Source organism: Adhaeribacter arboris (assembly GCF_003023845.1).
Classification (GTDB): domain Bacteria; phylum Bacteroidota; class Bacteroidia; order Cytophagales; family Hymenobacteraceae; genus Adhaeribacter; species Adhaeribacter arboris.
Window position 1 is genome coordinate 4,683,263 of the sequence record NZ_PYFT01000001.1, and the last position, 17,349, is coordinate 4,700,611.

Here is a 17,349-nt window from a genome sequence, read left to right on the forward strand (position 1 = left end):
GAATAAATTAAAATCTATGCGGAAATTAGCGGCGCTATGATCTCCATTGTTTCTAAGTTGTATTTAGTAATACTTACCACTTGTCTGGTTTTTTTGCTGTCATTAACCGGGTTCGCCCAAAGTCCGGGAACTGTGAGCGGCAAAGAGCAAGATAACCCGAAGGTGGTGCATACTATTTTTTTGGTAGGGAATACAGGTGCTCCGGCAGATACGGGTGCGGGACCTAAACTCCGTTTGCTTAAAACCCAGCTGCAAACGGCGGGTAAAGCCAGTAACCTGGTATTTATCGGGAATACCTTTTATCCCCGGCTTTTACCACTAAGTAATGATCCGCAACGGGCTTCAGTGGAGCAAGCTTTAAAAGCGCAGCTTAACATTTTAAAAGGATATACCGGCCAGGTTCATATCGTTCCCGGCGATCACGAATTAAAAAAGGATAAAAATAATGCGAACCGGCACGCCCGTAGTCAGGAACAATTTATTCGGGAGTACCTGCAGAATGAAGATATTTTTATGCCGGCAAGCGGATGTCCCGGACCAGAATCAATTGAAATTAACGACAATATCTTACTGGTTTTGTTGGATACCAAGTGGTTTTTGCCCCGTAGTCCTAAAATTGACGAAGATTTAGGTTGTTCGGTAAACAGCCCGGCGGCGGCCTTGGCCGAAGTAGATGATATTCTAAAAAGTAATCCGCAAAAACAGGTAGTGATAGCGGCCCATATTGCCCAAGACATTAAGCCTTTTATCTATCGAAGCTTTCAGAAAGGTTACGCCGAAATTTTCCGGCAGCACGCTGGTTTAATTTACACCGAAGATAGCAGCCCTGCCTTAGAGTATTCCTGGCAAGATAGCATTAATTACATCCGGACGGGACGTGGTTCGCTTACCCGGAAAATAAAGCAAAAAGTACCGCCGATATTTACCCAGCCGGGACATGGTTTTGCCAAAATTCTCTTCTACGAAAATGGAGAGGCTTGGCTTGAGTTCTGGACTGTTAATTCTGCTACTAATGTGACCGGAAAAATGGCGTACCGGCGCTTACTCATGAAAAAAGCTACTCTGGCCCAGTTAAACGCCCATATTAAACCTGTTCCGGCGCATAATTATAAAGATAGTGTGGTAACCACTAATGCCAGTAACTTATACCAGGTTGGCAAATTTAAAAGATGGCTGCTCGGTGAGAATTACCGACCCGAATGGGCAACTCCCGTAACGCTCCCGGTTTTTGACGTAAGCAAAGAAAAAGGTGGTTTAAAAGTAGTACAACGCGGCGGCGGTTTCCAAACCCGTTCGCTGCGGCTGGTAGATGCCAAAGGTAAAGAATACGTAGTACGCTCCGTCGAAAAATACCCCATCGAAGCTATCCCACGCGCCTTGCGGCGAACTATGGCGGCGGATATTGTAAAAGACCAGATTTCGGCCTCGCACCCCTACGCACCTTTGGTAGTTCCTACCTTGGCTCAGGTAGCTGGTGTTTACCACACTAATCCTAGCTATGTATTTATTCCGGATGATCCGCGATTGGGTAATTTTCGCACGGGCTTAGCCAATACCATTGCTTTGTTTGAAGAACGCCCGGACGATGACGAATCTGAGTCACCGCAATTTGGCCGCTCCAAAAAAGTGTACAGCACCGAAAAAGTGCTCGAAAAAATCCAGGAAGACAACGACGACCAGGTAGATCAGAAAGCCGTTTTACGGGCCCGTTTATTCGATTTTTTTATTGGCGACTGGGACCGGCACGAAGATCAGTGGCGCTGGGCCAGTTTTGAAAACGAAAACGGGAAAGGAAAGTATTACCAACCCATTCCCCGCGATCGCGACATGACCTTTTTCGTGAACCAAGGGATTATTCCGAAGATCGCCAGTCGCAAGTGGATTTTACCTAAAATTCAAGGTTTCGACGAAGCTATTCGTGATATAACTACCTTTAATTTTAACGCCCGTTATTTCGATCGTACTTTTTTAACTGCCCTTTCGCTGGGAGAATGGCAAACCGTAGCGGCCGATTTACAGCAGCGCCTCACCGACCAAACAATTACCGCCGCGCTTAAGCAATTACCCGCTCCTATTTATAACATCCGGGGGGAAACAGCCATAAATATCCTGAAAGCCCGGCGGGCGAGATTGGTGAAAGATGCCACGGATTATTATAAATTTTTAGCCCGGACGGTAGACGTAGTTGGGTCAGATAAAGCCGAACTTTTTGAAGTTACCCGCCAGGACGATGAACATACTTTGGTAAAAGTATTTAAAGTAAGCAAGAGCCGGCAAAAAGAGCAGGTAATTTACGAACGAATTTTTAAAACCTCGGAAACGCGCGAATTACGTTTGTACGGGCTCGGTGATAACGACCAGTTTATTTTAACGGGTTTGGTAAAAAGAGGAATTCTGGTGCGGATAATTGGTGGTGAAGGTGATGACAGCCTAACCGACAGTTCCCGCGTAAAAAGAGGGCCGAGAAAAACTATTATTTATGATACTGCCACCGGCAACCATTTGCCAATAGCCGCCGAAACTAAAAACGAAACTTCTGACCGCGACGAAGAAATCAATGCGTACGACCGCAAATCTTTTAAATATAATTACCTCGGCCCGCTAGCTTCTATTGAATATAATAAAGATGATGGTTTTTACCTGGGCGGCGGTTTTTCAGCCATGCAGCAAGGTTTTAGAAAAGAGCCCTTTGCCGCTTCGCACCGTTTTGTGGCAAACTACGCTTTGGCTACCCATTCGTTCTTGTTTAATTATGCCGGTTATTTTACCAAAGCTTTAGGCGTTTTTGATGTAGCATTAAACCTGGATGTGAAAACCCGGAACTTTAGCGATAACTTCTTCGGATTGTCGAACGAATCCATTTACAACCGGGAATTTGATATTGATTATTACCGTTACCGGTCGGAGCGTTACCATTTCAATGTTTTATTAGGTCGCCGATGGGGCAAATACCAGCAATTTTTATTTGGACCAGCTTACGAGTTTGTGCAAGTACAACATAAGACCGGCCGCCGACTGGAAGAATTTGATCCCAATATTTTAAGTCCCAATGATCCGTTTGCGAGCAAAAGTTACGCGGGTGTGTTGCTTTCGTACGTGTTGGATAGCCGTGATAATAAAACTTTGCCTAACCGGGGAGCTTATTTGCAGACGGATATGGTAAATTATTTAGGCACGAATAGCACTTCGGTTAATTATTCGCGTATTAATGCTCAAGCTGCTTTTTTTCAGGCGGTTTATTTACCGTTTAAAGTTATTCTGGCGGGTCGCGTGGGGGGTGGCACTACGCTCGGCGATTTTGAATTCTTTCAGGCCAATACCTTAGATGGATTGTACAATGTGCGGGGCTTCCGGCGGTCGCGTTATTCCGGCCGTACTAGTTTTTACAATAACCTGGAAGCTCGTATCCGGTTGTTTAGCTTTCAGACCTACTTATTCCCGGGCGAGGCAGGCATGATGGCTTTCCACGATAGCGGCCGGGTTTGGAACAGTCACGAAAAATCAAATAAATGGCACCGGGGTTACGGCGGTGGCTTTTGGTTTGCCCCGGTAAACTTAATTGTCATTACGGCGGGGTACATGATTTCGGACGAAAATCGACTTCCTTTAATCGGTGCCGGATTTTTATTTTAGAAAGTAGTGCCCGAATGGACACCAATTAAAGAGGTTTGCGTATAAAGTTTGCTAATGGCCGACCGGCCGAAGTAAAAAATTAAAAACAATAATAAAAATTACAAACATTAACGCATAAAACTCATGAAAGACCAACAATTAGAGCACTTGAAAATACAGCCGGAAGACTTATCAAAAACTTTTGAAAATGTAATGCACGTTTTTCAGCAAGGTAACCACGAGCGTTTACCCGATTTACTGCAGGATGCCGGTAATTTGTTAATGAAAGCAAGTCGGAAGTTAAGCACTACCCAGCTAGTTTTAGCGGTAGCCGCTCTGGCCGTGGGGGTTATTTTCGTAGCCAAACGCGTTGAAGCAGAACTCGAAGAAAACGACTAATAAAAAATTAGTAAGCGGATTAAAGCAAATTTTATAAACGAAAAAGGCTGCCTTTAGGGTAGCCTTTTTCGTTTATAATAGCAAGTGTTTCGTTGACTGTGAAATGATAAGTTGTTTACCTTTAAACAAACTGCCCTGCAATATGGTATTACTCTGGACTATCGACTAATTACTAGTTCAGATAAATAGAAAATAATTCAAACCGGTTTGAGGCAAAGCTCCAGTGTGAAGAAGAAGGATGAATTTCCTGACCATCGCGGTTTAAGATAGTAACCGCTACTCCTTCGCTTACATTCAAAGGTTCGGTAAAACATTTAACCGCATAAATCCGGCCCGCCTCAATCCACTCATCCGGCTCGAAGCTAGGTAAGGAATCATCGATGCAGTGGGCATACAAAGCCACGTATTTGGGAGGAATGTTTAAATTTACCATAAAGCTAAAACTATTAAAAATGCCTAAATGTTCCGTTGCAATTGGGCCATTAAAGTATACCTTTAGCGACGGTGCTTACATTGTAAGTTAACAAAAGATAAAAACAAATTTTTAGAATCAAAAATTTTCCCCCTATTTTTTTAAAAAAAATCTTGTTAATCTTTGTAGACTTTGCAAAATATAGAACAAATTAGCTTTGCAATTAAAAATTGTCATAGCAAAGATTATTACTCTTTAAATAGAAAGAATTAAGTTCTAGTACCGGTTTTATACTTCTATGTTCAAATTCCGGTTGTTTATACGAGAAACGCGGAGGGATGTATCAACGGAGATGCGTTATTTTACCTCTAACTGGAAATTGCCGGCTTCATCGAAGAGAAAACTAAGTGGCTGAGGGGGATTACGCAAAATTTCGGCGGAAGTAATACCCCAGCGCTTCAGCATTTCTTCGAACATGTGCGCGTAAGCCGTACTTGACCAAGGATTAAACACCGAGGCGGTAATATCGTCGATTAAAGTATCTAGTACCAAGGCCGAATCGCCGGGTTTTACCGTCCGGACAAAATACTCCGGAATCACATTTAACAAATATGCCGCGTAATATACCTGCGCCGAAAACTCTGCTGCCTGCTTGGCGGATAAGGCGTGTCCTTCTAACCGCTGCCATAATTGTCCGAGGGCTGCTTTAATAATGCCATTATCCAGTAAGCAGCAAATTAATAAGGTATCGCCCAGTTTTAAACTAATAACCATGCTGTGCAAATCGTCGCGAAATTCAAAAGGTAAATCGCCGGGCGCATCTGGTTGAAGCGGTACTCTAAAAATAGAACAGGGCATAAAGTCGGAGAACACCATGGGCACCCGGATAGATTGCAGCACCTTAAAAAACGATTGTACCTTGTCGAGCATGTACACATCTTCGGTAAGCAGGTACTGTGGCGTCATAAGCGGATTTTGCTCGGCTATGAGCTCGCGAACCAACAAGCCGTAAAAAATTTTGCCTAACCATTTAAATAATACCTGATCGTTCAGTTGCTGCCATCCGTTTAATCCTTGAGTAGCTGCAGCTTTTACTTGTTCCTCTAAAGGCGCCAGATATTGTTGGTGGCAAGTAGAGCAGCCGGGCAAGGTTAAATCAGCGTAGGTAATAATTTTTTTATCTAGTAGCAGAAGTTCCTGATGCGCAAAGTTATATTGGGCCATTAACCACTCCGGGAAAACCAGAATAGTATCCGTTGGAGTAACGGGTTGGCCGCATAAAAAACAATTATTTCCGGTAAAAGCCAGTTTAACGAAGGGGTTGTAAAGAGTTAGATTGGTCATTATTCAACTAAAATGTGGCGGCAAAGATACAAAATACCTGTTTGCCGAGAGGATCTTTGTTAATGGGTTTGTTCTAGAGAAGAAGAACCGTATTTTAACAAGTAATAAAAGCTTAACAATTTATTATTTTTCCACCTGCAACTATTTTGGGTTAATCGGAATCTATACTCTATTGCCAACTTGTAAATTCAGGCGCAGGCACGGTACTTGTAATTGTACATTTATATAATTTTTCAACCCACATTATAAAACTCATGAAATCTTCTCTTTTGAAACCTTCTCTTTTTTCGCTTTTTATTTTATTTTTTTTGTGCCAGGTAAGTTTTGGACAGGCGCTGCCTACCACGCCGGCATTGCCTCCTTTGGTAAACGTATCGGGCTACGCCGAAGTAAAAGTGCAGCCCAACGAAATTTACTTGCAAGTTGCCGTAGAAACCCGGGATAAGTCGTTAGATGAAGCTAAAAGACAAAACGATAAAAACGTAGCTTCTATTTTGGCGTACCTTAAAAAAAGCGGCGTAGATTCTAAAAACGTTCAAACTACCTACATGAGCGTGCAACCCATTTATTCGGGAAATTTCGGTCAGGCTACGCCGGATGTGTATACTGCCAATAAAACCATTAATGTGCTGGTAAAAAAGATTGATTCCTTTGATGAATTGCTATCCGGCGTTTATAAGGCGGGAGCTAATCGCGTAGATGGTATTGATTTCCGGACATCGGAGCTGCCAAAATACCGCGAACAAGCCCGCAAATTAGCCGTACAAGCTGCCCGCCAGAAAGCTAATGCCTTAACCGCCGAACTGGGAGCGAAAGTTGGCCGGGTGTACGCCATAAATGAAGGAGGAGGTAATTATCCGGGGCCTGTTGCTTACGGCCGGGCCGCCAATAAAATGATGGAAGCGGCCGCTTACGATGCCGGAGGGCCTACTATATCAGTAGGACAGATTCTGGTTACGGCCACCGTTGATGTGAGTTTTTTAATAGAGTAGTTAGAAGCCTTTTTAAATAAAAACGCCCGGTTCAGTTGCTACTGACCGGGCGTTTTTATTTAAAATTTGCTTAAAGTTAATTATCTATAAATCAACGGCTTTATGAAAACATTTTTTTTTAATCTTAGTTAATTTAAGTAACAAAAGCTACCCGGTAGAGCAGTGGAGAAAACTAATAAGAACTAGCGGAATAAAATGTTTAAGAAGAATTAAAATGAAAGAAAATATAAATAAAAGGTAGTATTCAATCGAATATGCGGTGTTTGTCAGAAAGCTTTTTACTTATCGATTGGGACGAGGAGTACGATATTATTTACCTGGAATGGCATTATTATCCGGGCAGTGAAAAGTACCGCGAAAGCTTGGAATTAGCTATAAATCTGGCTCGCCAGAAAAACATAAAATACGGTATTGCCAATGTGCAACAAATAACCAAGATCCAGCCGGATGACCTTTCCTGGCTAATTGATGCCTGGATTCCGGGATTACTGGCCTTACCTATAAAAAAAGTAGCCGTGATTTTACCCCCCGAAGATTTCGAAGAATTAGTTGCTGTTTACTTAAACAGGTTAAATATTTCTGTTTTGCCTTTTGAAGTTGAGTTTTTTGATCAGACCTACCAAGCCTACAATTGGGTAAAAAACGGCTTATACCCCGGTCCGAGTTTACACGCGTAAATTAATTTCTATTCTAAACCCTTGTGCTTAAAGATTAAATTGGGTAGTGGTTCTTATAATTTAAACATCCGGATAGATTCTTTAATTGTTTTTGCCAATCTTTTACGTTTATACATTTTATTTTTAATCTCTTCTTTACTGTCCACGAAGGTAACTGATAACGTTTGCGGTAACGTTACCGTGGTTCCGGTGTTTATATTCTTTCTGCCGGGCGGTACATTTATCTGAACCAGAAAGCTTTGGAAGGGCAAATTAATTTTTGGTATTAAGCAAAAATCCACATCTTTGGCAGCTTAACAGCAATTTAGCATGACACCATCTCCCTTTGATTTATCGGGTAAACTGGCTTTGATAACCGGCGGCGGTACGGGTTTAGGTTTAGGAATTGCCGAAGCCTTTATACAGGCCGGCGCCAAAGTAGTAATTACCGGCCGGCGCCAGGAAGTTTTACAAAATGCCTGTCAGCAATTAGGCCCCATGGCCAGTTGCCAGGTGAGCGATGTGGCAGATACGGCTACTATTCCGGATTTGGTGCAAACTGTTCAACAGCAATCCGGACCCATTGCTATCTTGGTAAATAATGCGGGCATCAATCTAAAAAAACATACCCTGGAAGTAACGGATGCCGAGTTTCAGGCAATTATTCAAACTAATTTGGTAGGTTTATTTGCCTTAACCCGCGAGGTAGCCAAAGGCATGGTAGAACGGCGAACCGGTTCTATTATTATGATTACTTCTATGGCGGCTATGTACGGTTTGCCTTTGGTAAGTGCTTACTCGGCTTCTAAGTCGGCGGTGCTGGGTATGACCCGGGTGCTCGCCAGCGACCTATCGCCGCATGGAGTCCGGGTAAACGCTATTGCGCCCGGTTTTATTCAATCGCCCATGCTTTTAAAAGCTCTGGAAACCGACCCGGAGCGGAAACAGAAAGTAATGGGGCGTACCCCGCTGGGCGGCTTTGGACAACCCTCCGACATTGGTAACGCGGCCGTATACCTGGCTTCAGAAGCTGCCCGATTTATAACGGGCATTAATTTGCCCGTGGATGGCGGTAATTCCATTGGATTTTAGGTAATAATTTACCATTTACCATTGGAATTATGGAGCAAATGGGAATGATTTAAAAGGCAATTTTATGGTTTACCTTATAATATCTATCTAGATAAAGTAATCTGTGTAATCCTATTAATCTCCGCAAATCTGCGTTTCAGAAAACAATTGACACCGTTGCCGGTAAGGTTACCGCAAAAAATATTTTTAATATAGCATTAAAGCTGTTGTTTTTACTTTAAATTTCCGGGTAAAATATCTTAAAAACTAACCTAGTGCAACACGTAGTTACTTTTGGTGAAATTATGATGCGGCTTTCCACGCCGGGTTTTGCTCGTTTTTCGCAGGCAACAAATTTAAATATTACCTATGGCGGCGGCGAAGCCAACGTAGCTATTTCGCTGGCTTGCTTCAATATACCTACCGCTCACGTAACCCGCTTTCCGGCTAACGATTTAGGCCAAGCCGCTACGGCGCTGTTACGGCAACACCAGGTAGTTACCGATCACATTATTTACGGCGGTGATCGCTTAGGATTGTATTTTCTGGAAACAGGCGCCGTAGCCCGGGCCAGTAAAGTAGTGTACGACCGCGCCAGCTCCGCTTTTGCGCAGTTAGAGCCCGGAATGCTTAACTGGGAAGAAATCCTGAAAAATGCCCGTTGGTTTCACTGGACGGGTATTACGCCTGCTATTTCGGCCGGAGCGGCCCAGAGTTGTTTGGAAGCAGTTCGGGTTGCGAATAGACTAAGAATTACGGTTTCAGCAGATATTAATTACCGCAAAAACTTATGGCAATACGGCAAAAAAGCCCACGAAGTAATGCCCGAGCTGGTAGCTGGCTGCGATATAATTGTTTCGAGCATTGGCGATGCCTCAGATATTCTGCAAATAAAACCTTTAAAAGAAGAAACGGAGCCATTTGTTTCGGTTTGCCGGCAAATACTGCGGCAATACCCACGCATCAAAAAAATTGTAAACACCAAACGGGGTTCCGTAAATGCCTCCCACAATACCTTGTCCGGAATGATGTGGAACGGCCAGGAATTGCTGCATACTCCTACGCACGATATGACGCACATTGTGGACCGGATTGGTGGCGGCGATGCGTTTATGGCTGGTTTAATTTATGGCTTACTTACTTACCAGGATGATCAGCAGGCCTTAGATTTCGCGGTGGCAGCTTCGGCTTTAAAACATACCATTGAAGGCGATGCCAACCTGGTAACCGTAGCCGAAGTAGAGCCCGTTATGCGCGGCGACAGTTCCGGGCGTTTGAAAAGATAGATTTTAGTTGCTAGTTGTTGGTTGTTAGTTATTGGTACAAAGTCAAATTAGATAGATTTAAGTAAAAGTTTAATAACTGAAAAGAAGATCAAGGTCCAGGCATTTAATTTTTACTTTCACTACTATTTCAAATTAAACCATCAATAACTTTCTCTTGTGGTTTTGTAAACCACCTACTAACAACCAGCAACCAACAACGAATAACTAAAATAGCATGGCTCGTTTCACCCGTATACAGACTTACCTTAAAATGTCAGAAACCGGCTTGGTGCCGGTATTTTACCATCCTGATTTAGAAGTGTGCCAGCAAGTAGTAGCCGCCTCTTACCGCGCCGGGATCCGCGTGTTTGAATTCACCAACCGTGGTGATTTTGCGCACGAAATTTTTGGCGCACTTACCAAATACACCGCCGAACATTGCCCCGAAATGATAATGGGAGCCGGTACCATTTTCGATGCGGGTACCGCGGCTTTGTATATGCAGTTGGGCGCTAATTTTATTGTTTCGCCGGTTTTAAAAAGCGATGTAGCTATTGCCTGCAACCGCCGGAAAGTGGGTTGGATTCCGGGTTGTGCCACCATGAACGAAATTTCGCTGGCCGAAGAACTGGGCGCGGAAGTGGTAAAAGTTTTCCCGGGGGATGTAGTAGGCCCGGCTTTTGTAAAAAGTTTGCTGGCTCCTATGCCCTGGTCAACCATAATGGTGACGGGCGGGGTGAAGCCCGAAGCGGAAAGCTTGAAATCCTGGTTCCAGGCCGGAGTAACCTGCGTAGGAATTGGCGGGCAACTTATTTCCCCGCAAGCCTTACAAAACCAGGATTTTGCCGCCATTGAAAGTAAGATTAAAAAAGCCTTGGATTTGGTGCAGCAAGTAAAAGGCTAAAAGAATACCTTATAAGCGTTTCTTACCCGTTAGCCTATGCAAACCGTAACTAAACCTGTTATTATCGGGGTTGGCAAATACCGCTGGACCATTTGTTCGCTCGTTTTTTTTGCTACCACTATTAATTACCTGGACCGGGCGGTTATTAGTTTGCTTAAGTCTAATCTAGAAGCGGAATTCAGGTGGACGGAAACCGATTACTCGAACATTGTCATTGCCTTTCAGTTGTCGTATGCGCTGGGTATGATTGGCGTAGGGCGGTTGATAGACAAACTAGGTACTAAATTAGGGTATGCGCTTTCCATTACTTTGTGGAGTGTGGCGGCAATCGGGCATGCGCTGGTAAAAAGTACGTTTGGTTTTGTCATTGCCCGTTCGGCTTTAGGTATTACGGAAGCGGGTAATTTTCCGGCAGCTATAAAAACGGTGGCCGAATGGTTTCCTAAAAGAGAGCGGGCCCTGGCAACGGGTATTTTTAATTCGGGAACCAATGTGGGAGCTATTATTGCCCCTTTAACCGTGCCTTTTATCGCGGTGCAGTGGGGTTGGCAGTGGGCATTTATCCTTACCGGTTTGATTGGATTTGTTTGGTTGATACTATGGTTTGTTATCTACGAAGTGCCCGCCAAGCACGCCAAGCTCTCTAAAACAGAGTTTGATTTTATTCACAGCGATATCGACACAGCCATTGATACGGAAAACGCTGGGAAGTCTGCTTCTTGGATAAGTTTATTAGGTTTCCGGCAAACGTGGGCATTTGCTTTAGGCAAGTTTTTAACGGATCCGGTTTGGTGGTTTTATTTATTCTGGTTACCTGCTTTTTTAAAGGCGGAATATGGGGTAGAAGGTACGGCCATGGCTCTGCCGGTTGCTTTGGTTTATACCTTATCTACTTTTGGCAGTATAGGCGGTGGTTGGTTGCCTTTAAAGTTCATTAAAAATGGGATGCCGGTATTTAAAGCACGCAAAACCTCTATGCTAATTTATGCTTTTTGTGCCCTTCCGGTGTTGTTTTCGCAATATCTAGGTACTTTTAACATGTGGCTAGCCGTGTTTATTATTGGTTTTGCCGCTTCGGCGCACCAGGCCTGGAGTGCGAATATCTTTACCACCGTTTCCGATATGTTTCCCAAAAAAGCTATTGGCTCTATCACCGGTATTGGCGGCATGTTCGGGGGCTTGGGCGGTATGTTAATTGCTAAATTAGCCGGACTTTTATTTGACCATTACAAAGCATTGGGTACTATTGAAATCGGGTATTACATTATGTTTTTTATCTGCGGTAGCGCTTACCTGCTGGCCTGGGGGATAATGCACGTATTAGCGCCCAAAATGAAACAAGTAGTTTTATAAGTTTTCTCTGTAACCTTGCTCTAAGTATTCACCGAATAAGGGGGGGCTGGGGTACAACACTTTTGGTCAGCTTGAATGTTTTGCCTACCTGTTAAGGTAAAATTAGGTTGTTACCAAGTCTATTTCCGTGAAAAGTTAATAGAATCGCTTCTAGCTGGTTCATGAAAAAATCTGTCATTAAAAATAATACTTACTTTTTCTTAAAGATTTGTACTTGTTCCTGTATTTGTAACGGTTGTAGCTTTGTTAATCGGTATTAAACATGTAAAAAGTACAATAACGAGAGCTATAAGTCTAGTATTTATTTATCAAAACCTAATGCTTATTTAACAGTGATAACGTTCCCGAAAATTAGTTAGCAGGAACTATTTAGCAGTGTTAGTAAAAATATTGAAAAATAGACTGTAAAAAATAAAATCTAAATCCATTTTTAATGAAATATTTTTAAGTAATCAATAATATTAATTAAATTTTAATATTTTATTTAAAAAATGAAGAAATGCGCTAACATCTACAATACAATCCTTGTATATTTATAAATAAGTTGTTCTTCTTAACAAAAACAAACATGAGTCTATGAAAAACGTTACCCACCGTTGGCAACGGAACAGTTGCTTACTTTTATTATTAGCCGCACTAAGTAGTCCGGGTTACGCTAGCCCACTTTTAAAACCAACCCGTTTTTATGTTTCACCCATTGACTGGCAAATAACGGGCAAAGTTACAGATGCTACGGGCGGACCGGTACCAGGCGCTACGGTAGTGTTAAAAGGCTCGGCTTCGGTGGGTACTACCACGGGAGCCGACGGAAGCTTTAACTTATCCGTTCCCGAGCAAGCCGGGACTTTAGTGGTTTCTTTTATTGGCTACACTACCCAGGAAAAAGCTTTTACCGGACCGGGAGCAATCAATATTACTATTTCGGAAGATACGAAAGCTTTGGAAGAAGTAGTAGTTGTGGGTTACGGGGTGCAGAAGAAAGCCGACGTAACCGGAGCTACGGCCACCGTTAATGCCAAAGATTTAAACGCCGGCGTAATCAACAACCCTCTCCAGTCGGTGCAAGGAAAAGTAGCGGGTTTAAATATTGTAGCCGGTGGTGGCGACCCTACCAGCAACCGGCCGGCTATTCGTTTACGGGGTACTTCTTCTTTGAGCGCGAACAGCGAACCTTTAATTGTGATTGATGGGGTGGCCGGCGCCGATTTAAACTCCGTGGCCCCCGAAGACATTGAAGCAGTGGACGTATTAAAAGATGCTTCGGCGGCGGCTATTTACGGTTCCCGGGCGGCAAACGGCGTTATTCAGATTACCACGAAACGCGGAAAAGCCGGTAAAACCACCGTAGAGGTAAATAGTTACGTAGGCATGGAGCAAGTATCGAATATGCTGGACTTTCTCAAACCTAATCAGTATGTGGATAAATTACGTGAGCTTAATTTAGATGTGGCCGCTAACGATTATGGCGGTCGTACCGATTGGTTCGACGAAATTACCCGTACTGCGATTAGTCATAACCAAAGTTTAGCCGTTTCCGGCGGTTCCGAGAAATTTACTTACCGTGGTTCGGTAGTATATCTAAATCAACCCGGTATTGCCTTAAATTCCGGCTTTGATCGTTTAAATTCCCGCCTGAACTTAACCCAAAAGGCCCTCGATGATAAATTAGAAATTCAGCTATTATTATCGCAGCAAAGAAGTAAGAAAAATTACGTGGATTATTTCTCGTATCTGTTGGCGGGCCGCATTAATCCAACCATTCCGGTTTATAACGATAACGGTACGTACATGCAGCCCGGCGCCGAAGGATACGATTTGTTTAATGGCAAACGGATTCCCGGTGGTTTTGAAATTGAAAACCCGGTTGCCCGGATGCAGCAGCGCACCAACGAATCAAACGAAAAACAAACCCTGGCTAATTTAAAAGTTTTCTTAACGCCGGTAGAAGGTTTGCGTTTGGGAGTGAATACTTCTATAAATAATTTTAATACCAGCTATAGCTTCTTCCGGCCTAGCACTTGGCGGGGTAGTGGCAACAATTTAGCTTTTGGTAGCCGTTCGCAACGGGAAGTACTCGACCGCTTAACCGAGCTTACTGCTAATTATAGCCGTACCACTGGCCGGCATAACTACAGTGCTTTAGTAGGATATACTTACCAAAAATTAAGCAACGAAGGTTTTGGCGCAGAAAACAGCAGTTTCCCCGATATCTTTAATTCAAACAACTTAGAAGCCGGTAATCCGGGGTCAGATGGTTCTACTAACCGCGTAGTAAGATCCTATAAATCAGAAGCCATTCTGATTGGTTTCATTGGCCGTTTAACTTATTCTTATAACGATAAGTATCTGTTTACCGGTAACATTCGCCGGGATGGTTCTTCCCGTTTTGGTCAGAATAACCGTTGGGGTTGGTTCCCGGCATTCTCCGTGGGCTGGCGCTTAAAACAAGAGAACTTTATGCAAGGAGTTGGTTTTCTGGATGATTTAAAATTACGCTTTGGCTACGGTGTTACCGGTAACCAAGAAGGTATTTACGATTACGGTTCGCAGTTACTGTTTGGTCCATCCAGTACCTATTTTACCAACGGTGGCTTCCAAACGGCTTATCAGTATAGCCAAAATGCTAACCCGGATTTAAAGTGGGAAACTTCGGCCATGACCAATTTCGGGTTAGACTTTGCCCTCTTAAATAACCGCCTGACTGGTTCGATAGAAGTTTACAATAAAGACACTCGGGATCTATTGTTTGATTATCCTATTGCTATTGGTACCCGCTACGGTAGCGAGCAACTTACCGCGGTAACCGGCAGCCTGTTGGCTAACGTGGGGGAGATTAATAATAAAGGGATAGAATTAGCTTTAGATTATGTAGCCATTGATAACGGTGATTTCAAGTGGCGCACCAACGTGAACCTGGCACATAATAAAAATAAGATTGTTTCTTTAAGTTCGGGTATCTTCCAATACAATGCCGCTAGTCCCAGAACGTACGGTACTTTTGGTAGTGGACAGGGAGGTATTGCCCAGCCAGTAGTATTGCAGGAAGGGCGTCCTGTTGGCCAGTTTTACGGTCCGGTTTTCCAAGGTTTTACCCAAAACAGCGATGGTTCTTTCTCCTATAAATTCCAGGATATTGATGGTGATGGAGCCGTGGATCCCTTCGGTAAAGACCGGACGTATTTAGGCGATGCCAACCCGGATGTAGTATTTGCCTGGGGGAATACGTTTACCTATAAGAATTTTGATTTAAGCTTCTTATTACGTGGGGCCGTTGGCCACCAAATTGTAAATGGTCCTTATATTTACTCCGCTAACCCTAACCGCTTTCCCGGTAATAACGTTATTTCCGATGCCTTTTCTACGGGTATTCCGGCCGGTTTGTCGCCTGCTTTTTCCAGTCTGTGGGTAGAAGACGGGGATTTCGTGCGCTTGGATAACTTCCGTTTCTCTTACCGTTTGCCTAACTTCTGGAAGTATTTAACCAATGCCTCGGTATTCGTGGCGGGTAATAATACCTTCGTTATTACCAAATACCGCGGTATTGATCCGGAACCAAGATTAGGCGCTTCGCGGGATGTGTACGGGGGCTTAAATACTAACGTGGGAGGTACTACTATATCGGCAGCAGACGCCAATGCTTTGAATCTTTCTCCGGGTATTGAACCCGTTACCTATTATCCAAAAACCCGTTCTTTCTCTATGGGCGTATCATTAACTTTTTAAAAATGATGCTACCCATTTATTTACCTTTTACACTTTCTAATAAGTGCTTTAATTTAAATATAACATGAAAATACATCCTTATAAAAAAATTATAGCTGCTGCCTCCCTTACTTCTTTGCTTTTGGGAGCGCCGGCCTGTACCGATTTAGATACGGAAATTTTTGACCGGGCCGATGCAAGCGAGTTTCCTACTAACGTAAATGAGCTGCGATCCGTTATTGGAGCTACCTACGCGGAGTTGCGCGGTTTTTACGACCCGGTAAGTGTTTTAAACGAAGCTACTTCCGACGAAATGGTGGTACCTACCCGCGGACCGGACTGGTACGATAATGCTTCGTGGCAGCAAATGGCCAAACACGAATGGACTCCGGTATCGCCGGGTCAGATAAATGGCTCCTGGGAATGGGCTTACCGCGTAATTGCCAAATCGAACATTAACCTGGTAGCCTTAAATACTACCGAGTTGGTGATACCAGAAGCCGATAAAGCAGTACTTACTGCCGAATTAAGAGTAGCTCGGGCTTATGCTTATTTCTGGCTAATGGACATGTTTGGCAACGTGCCTATTATTACCGAAGATACCCCGCCGGGTAACCCAAGTGCCAATACCCGGGTGGAGGTATTTAATTATGTAGAAAAAGAGTTAAAAGAAGCCTTGCCTAGCTTGGCCGAAGGGAAAAGCGCTAACCTCTACGGACGATTTACCAAAGGTGCCGCTAATTCCTTGCTAGCTAAAGTATATCTGAACGCTGAAGTGTACACCGGTACTCCGCGGTGGCAAGATGCCTTAGCGGCTACCGATGCTGTAATTAGTTCCTCGGCGGGTTATGCCTTGAACCCGGATTTCTTATCCAACTTTGCCGTTAATAATGCCGCTAACCCGGCTACGTACAACGAGAATATCTTTACCATTCCGTACGATAAAATTCTGGCAACTGGTATGAACTGGCAAATGCGCACGCTGCACTACGCGCAGGGAGGTGTTTATGGTACCAATGGTAACCCCTGGAATGGTTTTGCTACCCGCGCCGAATTCTATAATACCTTCTCGGATAATGACCAGCGGAAAGGGATTTGGTTAGTAGGACCGCAAAAAGATAATACCGGCAATGTAATCCGGTTTACCGATGCAGTAGATAACGTGAGCAAAGAATTAGTATTTACGCCTACAATTTCTTCGCTCGAGAAAGCTTTTGGTAACGAAGGCGTTCGTAACGTAAAGTACGAAGTGCAGAAAAATAATACCCGTAACGACCAGGACAACGACTTTGTAGTCTTCCGGTATGCCGATGTGCTTTTAATGAAAGCCGAAGCCTTAATTCGGTTAGGCCGTAGCGCCGATGCGGTAGAATTCGTAAATCAAGTGCGCCGCCGGGCGGGTATCGCCGATTTAAGTGCCGTTACTTTAGATGAACTTTTAGCTGAGCGTGGCCGTGAATTGACTTGGGAAGGCTGGAGAAGAAACGATTTAATTCGTTTTGGCAAATGGGAAAGTGCCTGGCAGTTTAAATCAAACAGCGACGTTAATAAAAGATTATTCCCCATTCCATCACAACAGCTTTCCAGTAACCCGAACTTAAAACAAAACCCAGGTTACTAATAAGTAAGCTTATTCGGG

12 protein-coding genes are annotated in these 17,349 nt (G+C 43.7%); 10 read left to right on the forward strand and 2 right to left on the reverse strand.

Translation table 11 applies throughout. From position 1 onward, the window contains the following. Positions 1-36 precede the first annotated feature (36 nt). Together AHMF7605_RS19060 and AHMF7605_RS19065 are read left to right on the forward strand one after the other, a co-directional pair. The gene (locus AHMF7605_RS19060) at positions 37-3,633 is read left to right on the forward strand and encodes a BamA/TamA family outer membrane protein (protein ID WP_106931631.1); all 3,597 of its coding nucleotides are present in this window, start codon (positions 37-39) and stop codon (positions 3,631-3,633) included. Positions 3,634-3,756: 123 nt separating this feature from the next. Further along, positions 3,757-4,011, forward strand: coding sequence for a hypothetical protein (locus tag AHMF7605_RS19065; protein ID WP_106931632.1), 255 nt, complete (start codon positions 3,757-3,759; stop codon positions 4,009-4,011). A 172-nt stretch (positions 4,012-4,183) separates the two neighbouring features. Here the strand turns inward: AHMF7605_RS19065 and AHMF7605_RS19070 are convergent, their stop codons facing one another. Further along, positions 4,184-4,444 (reverse strand): hypothetical protein, encoded by a 261-nt coding sequence (locus AHMF7605_RS19070; protein ID WP_106931633.1) that lies wholly within the window; start codon positions 4,442-4,444, stop codon positions 4,184-4,186. 336 nt (positions 4,445-4,780) lie between these two features. Further along, positions 4,781-5,767 (reverse strand): hypothetical protein, encoded by a 987-nt coding sequence (locus tag AHMF7605_RS19075; protein ID WP_106931634.1) that lies wholly within the window; start codon positions 5,765-5,767, stop codon positions 4,781-4,783. A 254-nt stretch (positions 5,768-6,021) separates the two neighbouring features. Here AHMF7605_RS19075 and AHMF7605_RS19080 point away from each other — a divergent pair, with 254 nt between their 5' ends. The 8 genes from AHMF7605_RS19080 (at position 6,022) to AHMF7605_RS19120 (ending at position 17,331) form a co-directional block, all read left to right on the forward strand. Beyond that, positions 6,022-6,759, forward strand: a complete 738-nt coding sequence (locus AHMF7605_RS19080) for an SIMPL domain-containing protein (protein WP_106931635.1) — start codon at positions 6,022-6,024, stop codon at positions 6,757-6,759. Between the two features lie 254 nt (positions 6,760-7,013). Then, positions 7,014-7,436, forward strand: a complete 423-nt coding sequence (locus AHMF7605_RS19085; protein WP_106931636.1) for a hypothetical protein — start codon at positions 7,014-7,016, stop codon at positions 7,434-7,436. A 309-nt stretch (positions 7,437-7,745) separates the two neighbouring features. Beyond that, the gene (locus AHMF7605_RS19095; protein WP_106931638.1) at positions 7,746-8,507 is read left to right on the forward strand and encodes an SDR family NAD(P)-dependent oxidoreductase; all 762 of its coding nucleotides are present in this window, start codon (positions 7,746-7,748) and stop codon (positions 8,505-8,507) included. Between the two features lie 254 nt (positions 8,508-8,761). Further along, positions 8,762-9,772 carry a sugar kinase gene (locus AHMF7605_RS19100; RefSeq protein WP_199200265.1) on the forward strand — a complete coding sequence of 337 codons (1,011 nt, stop codon included), beginning with the start codon at positions 8,762-8,764 and terminating at the stop codon, positions 9,770-9,772. A gap of 250 nt (positions 9,773-10,022) precedes the next feature. Then, the gene (locus AHMF7605_RS19105; protein ID WP_233219187.1) at positions 10,023-10,655 is read left to right on the forward strand and encodes a bifunctional 4-hydroxy-2-oxoglutarate aldolase/2-dehydro-3-deoxy-phosphogluconate aldolase; all 633 of its coding nucleotides are present in this window, start codon (positions 10,023-10,025) and stop codon (positions 10,653-10,655) included. 36 nt (positions 10,656-10,691) lie between these two features. Beyond that, positions 10,692-12,008: an MFS transporter gene (locus tag AHMF7605_RS19110; protein WP_106931640.1), complete on the forward strand. Its 1,317-nt coding sequence runs from the start codon at positions 10,692-10,694 to the stop codon at positions 12,006-12,008. A 576-nt stretch (positions 12,009-12,584) separates the two neighbouring features. Continuing rightward, a complete protein-coding gene (locus tag AHMF7605_RS19115) occupies positions 12,585-15,731 on the forward strand; it encodes a SusC/RagA family TonB-linked outer membrane protein (protein WP_106931641.1) in 3,147 nt (1,048 codons plus the stop codon). 64 nt (positions 15,732-15,795) lie between these two features. Next, positions 15,796-17,331, forward strand: coding sequence for a RagB/SusD family nutrient uptake outer membrane protein (locus AHMF7605_RS19120; protein WP_106931642.1), 1,536 nt, complete (start codon positions 15,796-15,798; stop codon positions 17,329-17,331). The last annotated feature ends 18 nt before the right edge of the window (positions 17,332-17,349 follow it).

Excerpts from the sequence above, each read along its gene's own strand:
- AHMF7605_RS19060 (WP_106931631.1), top strand. The coding sequence starts at position 37 with ATGATCTCCATTGTTTCTAAGTTGTATTTAGTAATACTTACCACTTGT.
- AHMF7605_RS19065 (WP_106931632.1), top strand. The coding sequence starts at position 3,757 with ATGAAAGACCAACAATTAGAGCACTTGAAAATACAGCCGGAAGACTTA.
- AHMF7605_RS19070 (WP_106931633.1), bottom strand. The coding sequence starts at position 4,444 with ATGGTAAATTTAAACATTCCTCCCAAATACGTGGCTTTGTATGCCCAC.
- AHMF7605_RS19075 (WP_106931634.1), bottom strand. The coding sequence starts at position 5,767 with ATGACCAATCTAACTCTTTACAACCCCTTCGTTAAACTGGCTTTTACC.
- AHMF7605_RS19080 (WP_106931635.1), top strand. The coding sequence starts at position 6,022 with ATGAAATCTTCTCTTTTGAAACCTTCTCTTTTTTCGCTTTTTATTTTA.
- AHMF7605_RS19085 (WP_106931636.1), top strand. The coding sequence starts at position 7,014 with ATGCGGTGTTTGTCAGAAAGCTTTTTACTTATCGATTGGGACGAGGAG.
- AHMF7605_RS19095 (WP_106931638.1), top strand. The coding sequence starts at position 7,746 with ATGACACCATCTCCCTTTGATTTATCGGGTAAACTGGCTTTGATAACC.
- AHMF7605_RS19105 (WP_233219187.1), top strand. The coding sequence starts at position 10,023 with ATGTCAGAAACCGGCTTGGTGCCGGTATTTTACCATCCTGATTTAGAA.
- AHMF7605_RS19110 (WP_106931640.1), top strand. The coding sequence starts at position 10,692 with ATGCAAACCGTAACTAAACCTGTTATTATCGGGGTTGGCAAATACCGC.
- AHMF7605_RS19115 (WP_106931641.1), top strand. The coding sequence starts at position 12,585 with ATGAAAAACGTTACCCACCGTTGGCAACGGAACAGTTGCTTACTTTTA.
- AHMF7605_RS19120 (WP_106931642.1), top strand. The coding sequence starts at position 15,796 with ATGAAAATACATCCTTATAAAAAAATTATAGCTGCTGCCTCCCTTACT.